Raw genomic sequence first — 14,689 nt, 5'->3', positions numbered from 1 at the left:
CTCAGCCCGCTTGAAAGTGATGGATTGAACCTTTGGCATTGTTATTTGACGTATTTCTGAAGAACGCTAGAACTGCTGTAGATGAAGAAAAGAGCGAACTCTACCTATGATGAGATATATTGAGAGCGGCAACAGAAGTGTAAGGTATTTCGACCGTTAAGACTTAATCAGCGCATAACACTGATACTTGGTACCTGTTTGGAAGCTTTTTGATTGCAGAATTGTTCCATTTTAAAGAAATGACGATTCAAGAATCTATGTAATTTTACCCGCATTAGTTGCTCTGGCAACCAATTTATACGATGAACGACTTGCAAATTAATGGCATTATCAGCAGCGATGTTATCGCTGTCGTTTGGGGCTGGCTGTGCAAATTGGACAACTTCTTCACGCGCTTCAAGAACCTTCAGCCACAGCTGAATGCATAGAGCGTGGAGTCAAAATGCGTTCTAGAAATGTGAGAATGATCCATGCCCTATGGGAAAATCTGCACCGTTCAAGCGGGTTATCAAGGGGGCGTCGCCGGTATCAATTGTGCCAATAGCAGTTAGCGGCACGCTGACGCTTTCACATTGACGTTGAAAGGCCGCAAATCTCTCAGCTGGTACGGTACAGAGAATTTCATAATCATCGCCGCCTGTAACGGCAGCTGTCATCAGCTCCGGCGCGAGATCAATTGCAGCTTTGACGGCGCTTGAAAGGGGGACCTTTTCAAGATCAATGCTGCCGCTGACACCGGAAGCCTTTAAAAATTTCCGTGCATCACCAATGAGGCCATCTGATACATCCATCGCGCCATTAGCATGCTCGCGCAGTGCATGGGCCACTGCATTGCGGGGTTCAGGTAAAAGATAGCGTTGCGCGAGGAAAGCTTGCTCGCCTGGGGTCAGCTCATCCCGTAACAGAAGCGGTTTTGCGCCGTTAATTGACGAGGCTCCATTGGATGCTTGTTGCTCTTCAAGTCGCAGTTGCAGGCCAAGCGTTGAATCGCCAATAGTGCCTGTTACGGCAAGAATATCGCCTGGTTTTGCGCCGGTGCGACGCACCAAATAACCTGCTGGCACCCGACCTACGGCTGTAATGGAAATTGTGAGAGGCCCCTGCGTGCGCACTGTATCGCCGCCAAGCAAAGGGCAGGAAAAAGCACGTGAATCCGCCCCAAGACCTTCAGAAAACGCTGTTATCCAGGAAAGAGACGTCTCGACCGGAAGTGATAATGAGAGCAAAAATCCAAGCGGTTCTGCGCCCTTTGCTGCCAGATCAGATAAATTGACCCGCAAAGCTTTGCGGGCCACGGTGCCAGGTGGATCTGTGCGAAAGAAATGAACGTCAGCAACTATTGTATCAACGGTCAGCACCATTTCAGACCCTGGTGGGGATGAAAGCAGTGCCACGTCATCACGCAATGCCAGTGCCCCCTCACCTGCGATGGGGGCGAATAGCTGGCTGATTAGCGCGTCTTCGCTTAGCAAGGCTACGGTCATCGCACTTTCTCAGTTGCGGGCTGCTAATTCCTCTGCACGATCACTGCGCGCCAACGTATCTAGAACAGCATTGACAAGACCCGGTTCGTCCTCGTCGTAGAATGCCCGCGTCACATCTACATATTCTGTGATCGTTACACGTGGCGGCACGTCTTTACGAAACAATAACTCAAACGCTGCTGCGCGCAAGATGGCACGCAATACCGTTTCGATTCGCTTTAGCGGCCACCCCTTTGCCAGCGCTTCATCTATGCGCCGGTCAACGGTTTTCTGCTCACGAACCACGCCTTCAATAATCGAGCGGAAGAACGTCTCTTCCACGGGTTTGAAGCTAAGCCCCTCGATTTCCTTACCGTTCCAGAAGCGCTCAAATTCGATCGTTGCGTCAACAACACCAGAGCCGCTAAGCTCCATCTGATAGAGAGCCTGCACAGCAGCCAGACGCGCTGAACTGCGCTTTTCCGCTTTAGACATTAATCTTCGATCCCATTTGCGATCTGGCGTCTTACGCCGACCAAACTAAGCGCCGCGCGTGCTGCGAAGCCGCCTTTATCTTCTTCTGAAACACGTGCGCGCACCCACGCCTGTTCAGCATTCTCAACAGTCAGAATGCCGTTGCCGATTGGCAACAGGTATTCAAGCGACAAATCAGTTAGCGCGCGTGAGCTTTCTCCTGCAACAATATCATAATGGCTCGTTTCGCCACGAATGACCGTGCCAAGCGCCACGACGGCATCAACTTCCAGCCCTTCTGCAATTGCAATTGCGATTGCTGGGGCAATTTCGAGTGCGCCCGGAACGGTGATCACGTCGTATTCTGCGCCGGCTGCTTCCAGCACCGCTTTGGTGCCCTTGAGCAATTCGTCAGCAATTTCGGCGTAATACCGTGCTTCTACGATGAGGACCCGCGCGCCTGACACGCCCGAAAAGTCGTCATCGGTAAGTCGGATTGACTGTGCCATTTCAACGGTTCCTTAAAAACACGCACGCTTTATGATTCAACCTTGTCAGTAACCTGCTGCACGCGCCTGCGCAAGCCGTGCGGCGTAGCGAGCCATCAAATCAACTTCGATATTTATTCGATCACCCGCTCGCCTATCGCCCCATGTTGTAATCTGCAGCGTATGTGGAATGAGCAGCACGGAAAAGATATCGCCCTCTACGTGATTGACCGTTAATGAAGTGCCATCGAGCGTTACAGATCCCTTTGTTGCAATGAAAGCCGCGATTTCGCGTGGCGCACGCAGGGTGAAGCGCGCGGTTTCGCCCCATGACGCGCCTTCGCGATCAGTAATTTCATCACGGGCAATCAATTCCGCAATGCCATCTACATGGCCCGTAACAATATGTCCGCCGAGCTCATCACCGATTTTCATTGCCCGTTCCAGGTTCACAGGTGTGCCGACTTTCCAGTCTCCCAGCGTGGTGAGCGCAAGGGTTTCCGCTGCGGCATCCACTTCAAACCAGGCGCCACCTTCAAGCGCACCAAAGTTTACCACTGTCAGACATGGGCCACCGCATGCAATGGATGCGCCGAGCTGTATAGTAGCCGGATCGAAGTGCGAATGAATCCGCAAGCGTCGTAACGTTCCCTGAAATGCCGCGATCGAGACAATTTCACCAATGTCTGAAATAATGCCGGTAAACATCAGAAAACCCTCTCAAATATCTCAAATTTATCGGCCGACCAGTGCCCGCTCTCAACTGTGCGGAACATCTCTGGATTGGCAAGGGCATTATTCAGCACTGGTCCGACAGCTCGTATTCCAATAGCATTGGCGTTATCGCCCGTATGGAGAGATGTAGCACCTGTCAGTATCACAAGGTCGTCAATGAGATCTGTCGCAGCAAGTGCTTCTGCAAGCTTTGGTCCGCCTTCTGCAAATACGCGTGCTATGCCCCGCTGGGCAAGTGCTTGTAGGGCTTCATGCAGTGAAACCCGTCCATCTTCACATGCAGCCACACGGATTATCTCAACACCAGCACGCATAAGCGTTGTCTCGCGATCCGCAGGGGCCGCATGCGTTGTGATGATCCATGTTGGAATCTCGGTTGCAGTTGCAATCAGGTTTGCGGTCAGAGGGAGGCGTAGCTGGCTGTCAAAAACAACACGGATGGGAGAGCGTGTTGATAGGCCTGGTAACCGCACTGTCAGTAGTGGATCATCAGCCAGCACTGTGCCAAGCCCCACGGCTATCGCATCGGCATGCATACGCATCAGGTGAACCTGATTATTGGCGGCCTCCCCTGTAATGAGCAAGCGTTCTCCAGCGACGCCAGAGACGAAGCCATCCTGAGTGCGGGCGAGCTTGAGGGTCAATGCCGGCCTGTTTTTCGTTACACGCAAGATGTGTCCACGATGTGCGCGAAGAGCCTCGGTCGATAATGTGCCCACATCTACGGTGATACCGGCGGCGCGCAGTCGTGCATGGCCCTGCCCGGCAACGCGCGGATCGGGATCTTCGATGCTTGAAACCACCCGTCCGATACCAGCAGCAATGATAGCATCCGCGCAAGGACCGGCCCTACCATGATGGGAGCATGGTTCTAGAGTGACATAAAGTGTTGCGCCGCGTGCGGCCTCGCCTGCCATGGTAATCGCAATTGGTTCGCCATGCGGGCGTCCTCCTGCTTGCGTTGCGCCGCGCCCTACAATCATATGCCCGGCAACTGTATGGCGCACAATCATTGCTCCAACGGCAGGATTGGGGGATGTCAGCCCTTGCTGGCGCCAGCCCAGCGCCAATGCATGGCGCATGAAGCGTCGATCCTGCGTTGATTGCTGGTCATTGTCGTCCCGCATCGTCGGGGTCTACCTGTGTTACGTCAGTTGAACCAGTGTCTGCATCTTCAATGGTTCCAGCAAGCTCTGGTTTATAACTGGCTAGCTCGCCGACGAAATTCTCGAAGTCGCGAGCCTCACGGAAGTCGCGATAAACAGACGCAAAGCGCACGAATGCTACGCTGTCGAGCAACCGCAGTCCCTCCATCACCAGTTCGCCGATCTGCTCACTGGTTACATCAGATTCACCCGCTTGCTCCAGCTGGCGCACGATACCATTGATCATGCGATCAATCCGCTCGCTGTCGACCGCTCTCTTGCGCAGCGCGATCATCACAGAGCGTGCCAGTTTATCCCGCTCAAATGGCATGCGTTTGCCCGAGCGCTTGACCACGGTCAACTCACGCAACTGCACTCGCTCGAATGTTGTGAACCGACCGCCGCAATCGGGACAGACACGCCGCCGGCGTATAGCGGCGTGGTCTTCAGCGGGGCGGGAATCCTTGACTTGAGTTTCAAGGCTTCCGCAATAAGGACAACGCATAAACCGAACCGATCACGGATAAATGGGGAAACGCGCGGTTAGCGCCTGCACCTGATCACGCACCTTGGCTTCGACAGCACTGTTGCCTTCTTCGCCATTCGCAGCCAGACCATCGAGAACCGTAACGATAAGACGACCGATCTCACCGAACTCTGCCACACCAAAGCCTCGTGTGGTGCCTGCAGGTGTACCCAGGCGTATGCCAGAGGTGATCGTGGGCTTTTCGGTATCAAATGGCACGCCATTCTTGTTGCAGGTGATGTGCGCCCGCCCCAAAGCTGCTTCTGCTGCCTTGCCGTTCAAGCTTTTTGCGCGCAGGTCCACGAGGAAGAGGTGGTTATCCGTGCCACCTGATACGATGGAGTAGCCGCCATCTTTGATGGTCTGTGCCAGCACCTGGGCGTTTTCTACGACAGCGCGCGCGTAAACCTTGAACTCTGGCTGCAATGCTTCGCCGAATGCCACTGCCTTGGCGGCAATCACGTGCATCAGTGGGCCGCCTTGTAGACCGGGGAAGATTGCAGAATTGATCTTCTTCGCCAACGCTTCATCGTTGGTGAGGATCAGGCCGCCACGGGGACCGCGAAGCGTTTTATGCGTTGTGGTGGTGGCGACATGGGCGTGCGGGAATGGCGAAGGATGCGCGCCGCCCGCCACAAGACCTGCAAAATGCGCCATATCGACAAAGAAATATGCCCCGACAGAATCCGCGATTTCCCGGAAGCGGGCGAAATCCCAATGACGTGAATAAGCCGAGCCACCTGCAATAATAACCTTGGGCTTATGCTCTTCCGCAAGGCGCGCAACGGCATCATAATCGATGCGATGGTCATCTTCCTTCACTGTGTATGATACCGGCTTGAACCACTTGCCCGACATATTGGGCGGTGCACCGTGCGTCAAATGGCCGCCTGCAGCGAGGTCAAGGCCAAGGAAAGTATCGCCCGGCTGCATCAGTGCAAAAAACACTGCCTGATTGGCTTGCGATCCAGAATTAGGCTGCACATTGGCGAAGTTGACATTGAACAGCTTTTTGGCACGTTCAATCGCCAGATTTTCCGCGATATCGACGAACTGGCAGCCGCCATAGTAGCGGCGCCCCGGATATCCTTCAGCGTATTTATTGGTGAGTACAGAGCCTTGCGCTTCAATCACTGCGCGCGAAACAATGTTTTCCGAGGCGATCAGCTCGATCTCATCACGCTGGCGACCGAGCTCCAGGTCAATGGCGCGCGCTATTTCCGGGTCTGCTTCTGCAAGCGGGGCGGAAAAGAAGCTATTGGAAAGGCTGTATTGGATAGTGTTTTGGTTCGCGCTCATGGACATGCTCCGCATCGGGGAGAGATGTTCCCCATTTCATCGGTAGACGGGATAACACGGTCGAAGCAAGAGTGCATCAGTCACTTCCGCGCCTGTGATGGACGCTGCATGCATAGACTCCTGTTTCGAATCGAAGCGAACCTAACACGTGCCCATCATACCGCCAACCATTGCCAAATGATTGTGACATTTAGTCCATCAGCGTATGCGAAGAATAAAAGCCATGGCGCAATCAAGCACCATGGCTTTTATGTCGAACTGCCCGCGGCGTTGGGGAGAGATAAGGTTACTAGTACTCAGAAGCCTCGGAATCGCTCGCTTCCAGTGCTGCAATCTGCCCACCAAGGCCAAGACCATCGCGGTTATAGATATCGGAGCGGAACTGCACCTGACCGTCAGGTGTGGCCCATGCGGTAATATAGGTCCAGTAAACTGGCACCGGATTGCTGATGGGCGCATCTATGCGATCGCCGGAGTCAATGGCTGCCTGAATCTGGTTTCTATCCCAGCCCGGCGTGTCTTCCAGCAGGAAGGTGATGTAATCGCGCACATTCTGCAATCGCACGCATCCCGATGAAACGAAGCGGAAATCATCACCGAAGATACCCTTGGCAGGCGTGTCATGCATATAAACGCCGTACTGATTGGGAATATTGATCCGCACAAATCCCATCGAGTTCAGATCAGCACCTGGATCCTGCCGGAAGCGGTAGCGCGTGGCTTCATAGGTGTTCCAGTCCACCTGGCTTGGCTGCAGCTCTTCGCCTTGCTGGTTGAATATCCGAATTTTGTTATCCGTGAGGTAGGTCGGATCCTTGCGCATCTTGGGGATCAGGTCCTTGCGGATGATGGAGGCCGGCACTGTCCAGAATGGATTGAAGTTGATCTCTGTGACTTTGGAATTGAAAATCGGTGATTGGCGATCAACCTTGCCGACACCTGCTGCATGGCGTGTGACAACGCGGTTATTCGATACCGTCTCCACCACTGCGGCAGGTATATTCACGATTACGTATTTATTGCCGATGTTGCCAGAATAGGAGCGCAGCCTGACGAGGTTAACCTCAAGCTGGCGCAAGCGTATATCGGCTGGAACATTAAGGGCAGCTACTGTGCCTGCATTCAGCACTCCGGTTGTGCTGAGGCCGTATCGGCTTTGAGCGCGGCGCAGGCCTGCTTCAACGTAGGAATCAAAAATATCGCCATGGACTGCTGATGCATCAAGATCGCCTGATGCCACAAGGCGCTGACGCAGTGCTTCAACGGCCGGCCCACGTGAGCCAAGCCGAAGGCGTTCTTTGCTCACCTGCCCCCAGCCGCCTTGATTGACGATTGTACTATACTGGATAATTGCCTGCTCTGTCGCGGTAACTGCATCCGGTGATAGCGTGGGTGTATTGGCGCGTGTTGTTTGGTTGCGCTGGGCTGAATCATAATTCTGTTGCCACTCTGCTTGCCCCAACAATTGCTGGCTGAGAGCGGGAGCAGAAAAAACAGAAGCGGCCAGCACAATGCCGCCTGTGATGGCTGCAGGTAGAGTAACGATACGAAATCTCACGGACAGAACCCCGTCGTCTGGCGGTTTGGCATAAATAACAGCGGGTTATTCCTCTACGAGGAGCCCCTGCTGCTGCTCATGCTGTATGGTAGCATGGACTTGGGCACTATAGCTCAATGAAGTTAAGCAACCATGAGTGCCGATAATTCTTTATCATGCGGTCAGAATCTTCCATGAGGGCGCATCAAGCTTCAATTCGTGAGGCGCGCCAAGAGAGTACGAAGTAAGTGATGACCAAAATCGCGAGTGCAGTGAGCACCAGAAAGCCGCTCACAACTGCGTGAGGTACCATAAGCGCTATGAGAAAGTAGCTCATGGCAGCCAAAACCCATATCACCCCGCCCCAGGTGCTGGTGAGCCAGAGACCGATTGCTGCCACGAGATCAATGACCGAAAAAAATACAATCGCCGATTGCCATTGAAGTGTTTGCGTTTCAAAAAGCGCTGTTTGGGGCATGAAACCAAGCATTACCGCCCAATAAGCAAGCCCCTTGGCCATCCAGGCTATAGCTAGAAGGCGCATAAACCATACCAGTGCCACATCCCATCTGAATGGACCGGGTGCAATATCTTCCATGGAGTGCCCATGCTGTGCGCGATCGCGATGCTGTTGCTCGCCAATACCATCGCGGGTTGAGACAGGTCGTGTAATCGGTTCAATAGCCAATGTCTTCCCCGGTTTTCTTTAGCGCTTGATGATCCATCGCCGCGCACCATGAATGGTGGCTGACGGGGTCGTCAATCTTTGTTCACCTTACATGATAGGGTTTTAAAGACTGTCGGCCCGTTTTTATGCTCCTGCGACGACTTATCCATCTTTTTTTGAACCATTCCTATGTGCTATGGAATTCGCTAATGCACCGCATGAATGAAATGGACGGTGCCACCGACAGGATTCAAGAGCAATGGTCAGTCGCGTCATCACTCCATTTGAGCGCCGCAAGGATGTTCATACAGACAGTGCATCTTTTTCTGGTCTGAATTTGACCAAGCGTCCGCGCCGAAACCGTCGGGCTGACTGGTCGCGCCGCCTCGTACGTGAGGTCGAGCTCACGGCGAATGATCTCATCTGGCCGCTATTTGTTGTCGATGGTGTTCATGATGTTGAAGTTAATGCAATGCCTGGCGTTATTCGCCGCACCGTTGAAAATGCCGTACGCGAAGCCGAAAAGGCTGCTGCGCTCGATATTCCGGCAATCGCATTGTTTCCTAATACTGATCCTGCATTGCGTGATGAGACGGGCAGTGAAGCGCACAACAGCCGCAATTTGATTTGCCGCGCGACACGGGCGATCAAGGCAGCCGTGCCGGAGATTGGCATCATTACGGATGTCGCGCTCGATCCCTACACCAGTCACGGCCATGATGGATTGGTACGAGATGGCGTCGTGTTGAACGACGAATCAGTCGCTGCTCTTGTTGAGCAAGCTATCAATCAGGCAGCTGCGGGCGCTGATGTCATTGCTCCCTCAGACATGATGGATGGTCGCGTAGCTGCAATTCGCGCGGCGCTTGATCGTGAAGGTTTTCACGATGTGCAGATCATGGCCTATGCGGCGAAATATGCATCGGCTTTTTATGGTCCGTTCCGTGACGCTGTTGGTTCCAACACGACTCTTAAAGGCGATAAGCGTACCTACCAGATGGATCCTGCCAATGGTGATGAGGCCTTGCGGGAGGTGGCGCTTGATCTGGAAGAAGGCGCTGACATGGTCATGGTCAAGCCGGGCATGCCTTATCTTGATGTTGTTTACCGCGTGAAGGAAAATTTCCGCGTGCCCACGTTCGCATATCAGGTGTCGGGTGAATACGCCATGATCGAAGGAGCAGCACGTCAGGGCTGGATTGATGGCGATAAAGCAATGATGGAAAGCCTGATTGCATTCAAACGTGCGGGCGCCGATGGCGTTCTGAGCTATTTTGCGCCGCGTGTGGCGGAGCGGCTGCGTCAGGCGCGAGCATAAAAAACAGGTGCAGTCGAAGCCTCTTTTTTATGCAATTGAGCCTAAAAACATGCGATTGGCAGCTGTAAGGCCGATCGCATGTGGATTACCCGCTTCAAACTGATGACAACATTTGATCTTGCTTTACCGAAGCGTGCTAAGGCTGGCTTCTGTACATTCGTGCGTTTGCGTGAAGCGCGTATAACGCCAGTATCGGGAGAAGGGGCTTTTGGTCCGTTTTGAGAATGTCGGCCTGCGTTATGGCATGGGACCGGAGATCCTAAGGGATCTGACGTTTTCCATCGAGCCGCGATCCTTTCAGTTTCTTACCGGTCCCTCGGGCGCGGGCAAGACAACGCTTCTGCGGATGATCCTGCTATCGCTCAAGCCTACCCGTGGGCTTGTATCATTGTTCGGGCAGGATGTATCGACCATCACCGGTGAGGATCTCACTGCGATGCGTCGGCGCATGGGCATTGTATTTCAGGATTTCCGCCTGCTCGATCATCTCACAACTTTTGAGAATGTGGCCCTTCCTCTGCGTGTGCAAGGAAAGGAAGAGTCGCAATACCGATCTGAAGTGGTTGAGTTGCTGCGTTGGGTTGGACTGGGCGAGCGGATGCATGTGCTCCCTCCTGTCCTTTCGGGCGGTGAGAAGCAGCGTGCTGCCATTGCCCGTGCATTGATTTCACGTCCTGAATTGCTGCTGGCGGATGAGCCAACGGGTAACGTTGATCCCGCTTTGGCGCGGCGTTTGCTGCGTCTGTTCGTGGAGCTTAACCGGCTTGGCACGTCGGTCGTGATTGCAACCCATGATCTGACATTGATGGACCTCGTCGACGCTCGCCGCTTCGTGCTGGGCGACGGTCGGTTGCATGTTTTTGACTGAACGGAGTTGGAAGTGAGCGACATCGCCGATAACCACGCCAATCCCACTTCGGAACACGCGCATGCGGATGACGGCTTGCCAGAAAACCTGATGCGCAACCAGCCTCTGGTGCCGCCCGATTCCACGTCTGGGCGGGCATTGGTAACTGTTGTAGCTATCTTGACATTTCTGGCAGCGCTTGCTGCAGGTACTGCCCAGCTCGTGGCCACAGCGTCGCAAAACTGGACTGATACAATTGCACGCGAGGCCACCATCCAGATCAAGCCCGATCCACGCCGCGACATGGCGAAGGATCTGGCGCAGGCGGCTGAGATTGCGCAGGTATACCCCTCGATTGCGGGCGTCGATATCCTGTCACGCGCTGATGCCGAACGTTTGCTAGAGCCATGGCTTGGTCAGGGCGTTGATTTTGCTGAACTGCCTGTGCCTCGCATTATCGTGCTTGCACTGCGCGAGGGTAGCGAAACGATGACAGTTGATCTGGGTGAGTTGCGTCAGCAACTGGCAGACAGTGTGCCCGGCGCAACACTTGATGATCATCGCAACTGGATTGAGCGCTTATCTGCGATGGCGGGCACTGTGGTGCTGGTTGCTATCATTATTGTGGGGCTTGTGCTGACGGCAGCCGCACTTGCCATTGCCACGACTACGCGCGGTGCTGTTGCGGGTGATCGTGAGATTCTGGACGTCTTGCATTTTGTGGGTGCGGACGACAAATTTATCGCACGTGAGTACCAGATGCGATTTTTCCGTATGGGCTTGCGGGGTGGGTTGATTGGTAGTGTGGCAGCAGTGCTGTTTATTGCAGGGGCTGGCTTGTTATCGTCCTGGTGGCGCGCAAGTCCTGGAGGTGAGCAGCTGCAAGCGCTTTTCGGTGCATTTGTTATGGGCTGGGAAGGTTATGCATCAATGTTTGGCGTTGCGGCAATTGTTGCATTAGTGACGGCGGTTGTGTCAGGGGTTACGGTACGCCGTCATCTGATACGTCTGCAGTAATTGGCATGTATTTAATAATGCAAAGAGACAGCATGAGAGCAGAGGGTCAAGGTTGATGCGCGTTATGTTGCGCGGCTTGATGATGACTATCATCTTCCTCGGAGTCCTGTTAGGAGTGGGATTCTTCGTGTTTGTGCGCACGCTTGAATCTTATGTCGTTGATAATCAAGCAAAAGCTGATGGCATTGTGGTGCTTACTGGTGGTGCGCAACGTATCGCTGATGCTGCAGTTTTGTTGGCTGAAGGGCGTGCGAAACGCATGCTTATAACGGGTGTGAACGAGGCAACCACACGGCAGGAAATTGCTGTTACGCATCCGGTTATAGCGGGTTGCTGTGTTGATCTGGATTACCGCGCACTTAATACGGTTGGGAACGCGATTGAAACGCGACGTTGGGTTGAAAGCAATAATTTTCGTTCGTTGCTTGTTGTAACTTCAACTTATCATTTGCCGAGAACGCTGCTTGAGCTTCAGCATGCCTTGCCGGAAGTAACGCTTATGCCCTACCCAGTGATTGCAGGACAACCTGATGGCACACGTTGGTTGAATGATGGTGAGGCGATGCGCTTTCTGGTATGGGAGTACATCAAGTATGTTGCAGCACTGACCCGCACATCGATTGAGGCCGACCCTGAGCATTCGCCTTTTGCTGTACTTTTTGGTGGCCGAAAACCTCTATCATAGCAATGCACTGATTTTCATGTCTCGCTTAACGTGAATCTCAGTATATCCTGGAGCCTCAAAATAAAAAGTGAGTGCTGCTTTTTATTTAGCTTTCCAAATCCGATCAACGTCCTCGGTATCCTCTGAACTGCGGTGAGCTTCTTTGTGATGTTATTTTTTCGCTCTCTTGTGTTTGCCGTCCTGTTTTATGGCAACCTTGCAGCATGGCTGATTATCTGCTTGCCTTTGCTTGCTGGCCCCCCGCGGTTTCTGTTTCCCATGGCAAAGTCTTGGGCGCGCACGAGCCTGTGGCTGCTTAGAGTTGTGGTTGGCCTGAAAGTTGAATGGCGGGGGCTTGAGAACATTCCGCAGGGTGGTTTACTTGTTGCTGCCAAGCATCAATCGTCACTGGAAACCTTCGCTTTGCTGACCTTGTTTGAACGCCCTGTGTTCGTTCTAAAACAGGAGCTTACAAAACTACCGTTGTTTGGCTGGTTCTTGCGACGGATTGGGATGATCCCGGTTGATAGATCAGCGGGTAAGGCTGCCCTTGCAGGTATGGCGCGTATGGCGCGACAGAAGGTGCAGGAAGGCTATCAGGTCATCATTTTTCCGGAAGGCACGCGCCGTGCTCCGGGCGCCCCTCCTGAATACAAGACCGGGGTTTCCTTCCTTTATGACAGCATGAATGTGCCCTGCTTGCCAGTGGCCGTGAATTCGGGACTTTTCTGGGCACGGCAGAGTTTCTTAAGGCGCCCGGGCACTGTTGTCATCAGCGTCCTGCCTCCTTTGCCTGTAGGTTTGCCACGTAAGCAGGTGCTTCTGGAACTTCAACGTCGTATTGAGACCGAATCCAATCGGCTGCTGGAAAATGCTGATCCGACTTATGCTAACGTCCGCAATGAGGCTTAACGCACCAAACTGCATAGTACCCCTTTGGGGGGCGATCTTGTAAGACCTACCCTTAAATAGTCGAATTTTGCGCCGATGGTTTTGCGAAGCTTAAAGGTGCAGCGTATTTCTGGAGATTAAACAGTGAGCGAAAACAACACTACCAACCCGCCCCCTGCGCCCGAGGTGTTGCCATCGGATGCAGTGCAGCGGGTAAGCCGACTTGGCCTCTTCCTTCCGGTCGCGTTTCTGGTGGTATTGTTGGTGGGATGGTCTGCATTCTGGTTTGTTGCGCGTGCGCGCGTGCACGATGCCATTACCATCTGGTTGGCACAGGAAGCCGAGCAGCAGCGTCAATGGTCATGCCCTGACCGCACCGTCGCAGGTTTTCCGTTTCGCTTTGAGGTGCGTTGCACTGACTTGCGCTTCTCAGGCACAACGCCTGCTGGAACCGTGACGGGAACACTGGCGCATTTTCTCGCTGTTGCCCAAGTCTACAAGCCAAACCATGTTGTGGTCGAAGCACAAGGCCCGCTCGTTGCCGATCAGGAAGGTGGTGAGCGTATTACTATGGATTGGCAGTCGTTTGATGCCAGCGCTATATTTTCAGGCAATCGGCTGGATCGTTTTGCTATTGTGGTCACTCAACCGTCGATTGTTGCTGGCTTGAATGGTGATCGCACACCCGTCATGCAAGCCAAGGCGTGGGAATGGCATCTGCGCATTGATCCTGAGCGCCCTTCTGATGATCACGTCTATGATGTTGCCTTTACGTTGAGCGATGCGCAATTGCCAGCTCTGGATGTTGCGCTCGGTACGCAGGATGCGGCGACTATTGCCTTTAAGGGAGCAATCACGGAAGCGGCGCCCTTTACTGCCAAAGCGCCTTCTGTGGAGTTTGAACGGTGGCGTTTGGCAGGCGGTGTTTTTGAAATTGATGAGTTGAGCCTTACTAAAGGCCCTCAAAGGTTGCAGGCGCGCGGACAACTTTCCATTGATGATTTCCGCCGTCCGCAAGGCCGTATCGAGGCATCTGTGACCGGTTTGGAAGATTTGTTGACGCGCTTTGGTCTAGGCGGCAGAAGCAATGCAATCGCGAACGGTCTTGCCATTCTAGGTGGCCGTAATGCGCAGGCAGAAAACGCCATTCCTGGTCTCACCCCCCTTCCCCCCATTACGATCCGCGATGGCCAAGTGTTTGTAGGACCATTTGGAGTAAGCCGGGTAGCGCCCCTCTACTAAAGCCGGGATGAGATGTAGAGCGGAAGAAAGAGCAGTGTCGCGCAAGCCGCCTCAATGGGTTTGCGCGCCAATGCCGCTTGTGGCTCGACTATGGTCATGACCTCGTCGGCCGGAGCGCGGATATAAGTGCCTGCATTGATGAGGCTTGAAACTAATGCAGGCTATCCAGCATTACCGGTTAGCGAGCGCTCATCTTGGCGCGGTGGCCATGACCGGGCGTCATGTTGGTGGCTGTCCATACCTCTTCCATGAATACGAGGCGTTTTGTTTCCAGTTCATGTAGGTCATCGAGCCTTCTTCGGCACGACATTCGATACATGACGGTGGCTTGTGTATTGTTCGGATCGTAATGTTCAATGCATATCGTTTAAGTATC

15 protein-coding genes are annotated in these 14,689 nt (G+C 53.6%); 6 read left to right on the top strand and 9 right to left on the bottom strand.

What is annotated here, in order from left to right:
• Positions 1-449: 449 nt before the first annotated feature.
• From thiL to VRZ32_RS07410, 9 genes are all read right to left on the bottom strand, one after another.
• On the bottom strand, positions 450-1,484 hold the full coding sequence (gene thiL, locus VRZ32_RS07450; RefSeq protein ID WP_414525119.1) for a thiamine-phosphate kinase: 1,035 nt from the start codon (positions 1,482-1,484) through the stop codon (positions 450-452).
• 9 nt (positions 1,485-1,493) lie between these two features.
• Positions 1,494-1,958, bottom strand: coding sequence for a transcription antitermination factor NusB (gene nusB, locus VRZ32_RS07445; RefSeq protein ID WP_414525118.1), 465 nt, complete (start codon positions 1,956-1,958; stop codon positions 1,494-1,496).
• On the bottom strand, positions 1,958-2,446 hold the full coding sequence (gene ribH, locus VRZ32_RS07440) for a 6,7-dimethyl-8-ribityllumazine synthase (RefSeq protein WP_414525117.1): 489 nt from the start codon (positions 2,444-2,446) through the stop codon (positions 1,958-1,960). Before ribH ends, nusB begins: the two co-directional genes overlap by 1 nt.
• A 45-nt stretch (positions 2,447-2,491) precedes the next feature.
• Positions 2,492-3,133 carry a riboflavin synthase gene (locus VRZ32_RS07435; protein ID WP_414525116.1) on the bottom strand — a complete coding sequence of 214 codons (642 nt, stop codon included), beginning with the start codon at positions 3,131-3,133 and terminating at the stop codon, positions 2,492-2,494.
• Positions 3,133-4,287: a bifunctional diaminohydroxyphosphoribosylaminopyrimidine deaminase/5-amino-6-(5-phosphoribosylamino)uracil reductase RibD gene (gene ribD, locus VRZ32_RS07430; protein WP_414525115.1), complete on the bottom strand. Its 1,155-nt coding sequence runs from the start codon at positions 4,285-4,287 to the stop codon at positions 3,133-3,135. The genes VRZ32_RS07435 and ribD overlap by 1 nt, the downstream gene beginning before the upstream one ends.
• A complete protein-coding gene (nrdR, locus tag VRZ32_RS07425) occupies positions 4,271-4,810 on the bottom strand; it encodes a transcriptional regulator NrdR (RefSeq protein WP_414525114.1) in 540 nt (179 codons plus the stop codon). The genes ribD and nrdR overlap by 17 nt, the downstream gene beginning before the upstream one ends.
• 12 nt (positions 4,811-4,822) lie before the next feature.
• Complete coding sequence (gene glyA, locus VRZ32_RS07420; RefSeq protein ID WP_414525113.1) at positions 4,823-6,130, bottom strand: serine hydroxymethyltransferase; 1,308 nt, start codon at positions 6,128-6,130, stop codon at positions 4,823-4,825.
• Positions 6,131-6,419: 289 nt separating this feature from the next.
• Entirely contained in the window at positions 6,420-7,688 is a 1,269-nt protein-coding gene (locus VRZ32_RS07415; RefSeq protein WP_414525112.1) for a L,D-transpeptidase family protein, read from the bottom strand.
• 184 nt (positions 7,689-7,872) lie between these two features.
• A complete protein-coding gene (locus VRZ32_RS07410; protein ID WP_414525111.1) occupies positions 7,873-8,355 on the bottom strand; it encodes a DUF6163 family protein in 483 nt (160 codons plus the stop codon).
• A gap of 238 nt (positions 8,356-8,593) precedes the next feature.
• On the opposite strand from VRZ32_RS07410, the gene hemB reads away from it, so the two are divergent.
• The 6 genes from hemB (at position 8,594) to VRZ32_RS07380 (ending at position 14,313) form a co-directional block, all read left to right on the top strand.
• Positions 8,594-9,652 carry a porphobilinogen synthase gene (hemB, locus tag VRZ32_RS07405; protein ID WP_414525110.1) on the top strand — a complete coding sequence of 353 codons (1,059 nt, stop codon included), beginning with the start codon at positions 8,594-8,596 and terminating at the stop codon, positions 9,650-9,652.
• 208 nt (positions 9,653-9,860) lie between these two features.
• Complete coding sequence (gene ftsE, locus VRZ32_RS07400) at positions 9,861-10,520, top strand: cell division ATP-binding protein FtsE (protein WP_414525109.1); 660 nt, start codon at positions 9,861-9,863, stop codon at positions 10,518-10,520.
• Between the two features lie 12 nt (positions 10,521-10,532).
• Positions 10,533-11,516: a cell division protein FtsX gene (locus VRZ32_RS07395; RefSeq protein ID WP_414525108.1), complete on the top strand. Its 984-nt coding sequence runs from the start codon at positions 10,533-10,535 to the stop codon at positions 11,514-11,516.
• A gap of 79 nt (positions 11,517-11,595) precedes the next feature.
• The gene (locus VRZ32_RS07390) at positions 11,596-12,201 is read left to right on the top strand and encodes a YdcF family protein (RefSeq protein WP_414525107.1); all 606 of its coding nucleotides are present in this window, start codon (positions 11,596-11,598) and stop codon (positions 12,199-12,201) included.
• Positions 12,202-12,348: 147 nt separating this feature from the next.
• On the top strand, positions 12,349-13,092 hold the full coding sequence (locus VRZ32_RS07385; protein WP_414525106.1) for a lysophospholipid acyltransferase family protein: 744 nt from the start codon (positions 12,349-12,351) through the stop codon (positions 13,090-13,092).
• Between the two features lie 123 nt (positions 13,093-13,215).
• On the top strand, positions 13,216-14,313 hold the full coding sequence (locus VRZ32_RS07380) for a DUF2125 domain-containing protein (RefSeq protein WP_414525105.1): 1,098 nt from the start codon (positions 13,216-13,218) through the stop codon (positions 14,311-14,313).
• Positions 14,314-14,689 lie beyond the last annotated feature (376 nt).

This window comes from Pseudochelatococcus sp. G4_1912 (assembly GCF_047501465.1).
In the GTDB taxonomy this organism is placed as follows: Bacteria; Pseudomonadota; Alphaproteobacteria; order Rhizobiales; family Beijerinckiaceae; genus Pseudochelatococcus.
The sequence above is the reverse complement of the archived record's forward strand: the minus strand, read 5'-3'. Positions and strand labels throughout refer to the sequence as shown.

Coding starts and splice junctions, on each gene's coding strand:
- thiL (WP_414525119.1), bottom strand. CDS start 1,484: ATGACCGTAGCCTTGCTAAGCGAAGACGCGCTAATCAGCCAGCTATTC.
- nusB (WP_414525118.1), bottom strand. CDS start 1,958: ATGTCTAAAGCGGAAAAGCGCAGTTCAGCGCGTCTGGCTGCTGTGCAG.
- ribH (WP_414525117.1), bottom strand. CDS start 2,446: ATGGCACAGTCAATCCGACTTACCGATGACGACTTTTCGGGCGTGTCA.
- VRZ32_RS07435 (WP_414525116.1), bottom strand. CDS start 3,133: ATGTTTACCGGCATTATTTCAGACATTGGTGAAATTGTCTCGATCGCG.
- ribD (WP_414525115.1), bottom strand. CDS start 4,287: ATGCGGGACGACAATGACCAGCAATCAACGCAGGATCGACGCTTCATG.
- nrdR (WP_414525114.1), bottom strand. CDS start 4,810: ATGCGTTGTCCTTATTGCGGAAGCCTTGAAACTCAAGTCAAGGATTCC.
- glyA (WP_414525113.1), bottom strand. CDS start 6,130: ATGAGCGCGAACCAAAACACTATCCAATACAGCCTTTCCAATAGCTTC.
- hemB (WP_414525110.1), top strand. CDS start 8,594: ATGGTCAGTCGCGTCATCACTCCATTTGAGCGCCGCAAGGATGTTCAT.
- VRZ32_RS07390 (WP_414525107.1), top strand. CDS start 11,596: ATGATGACTATCATCTTCCTCGGAGTCCTGTTAGGAGTGGGATTCTTC.
- VRZ32_RS07385 (WP_414525106.1), top strand. CDS start 12,349: ATGTTATTTTTTCGCTCTCTTGTGTTTGCCGTCCTGTTTTATGGCAAC.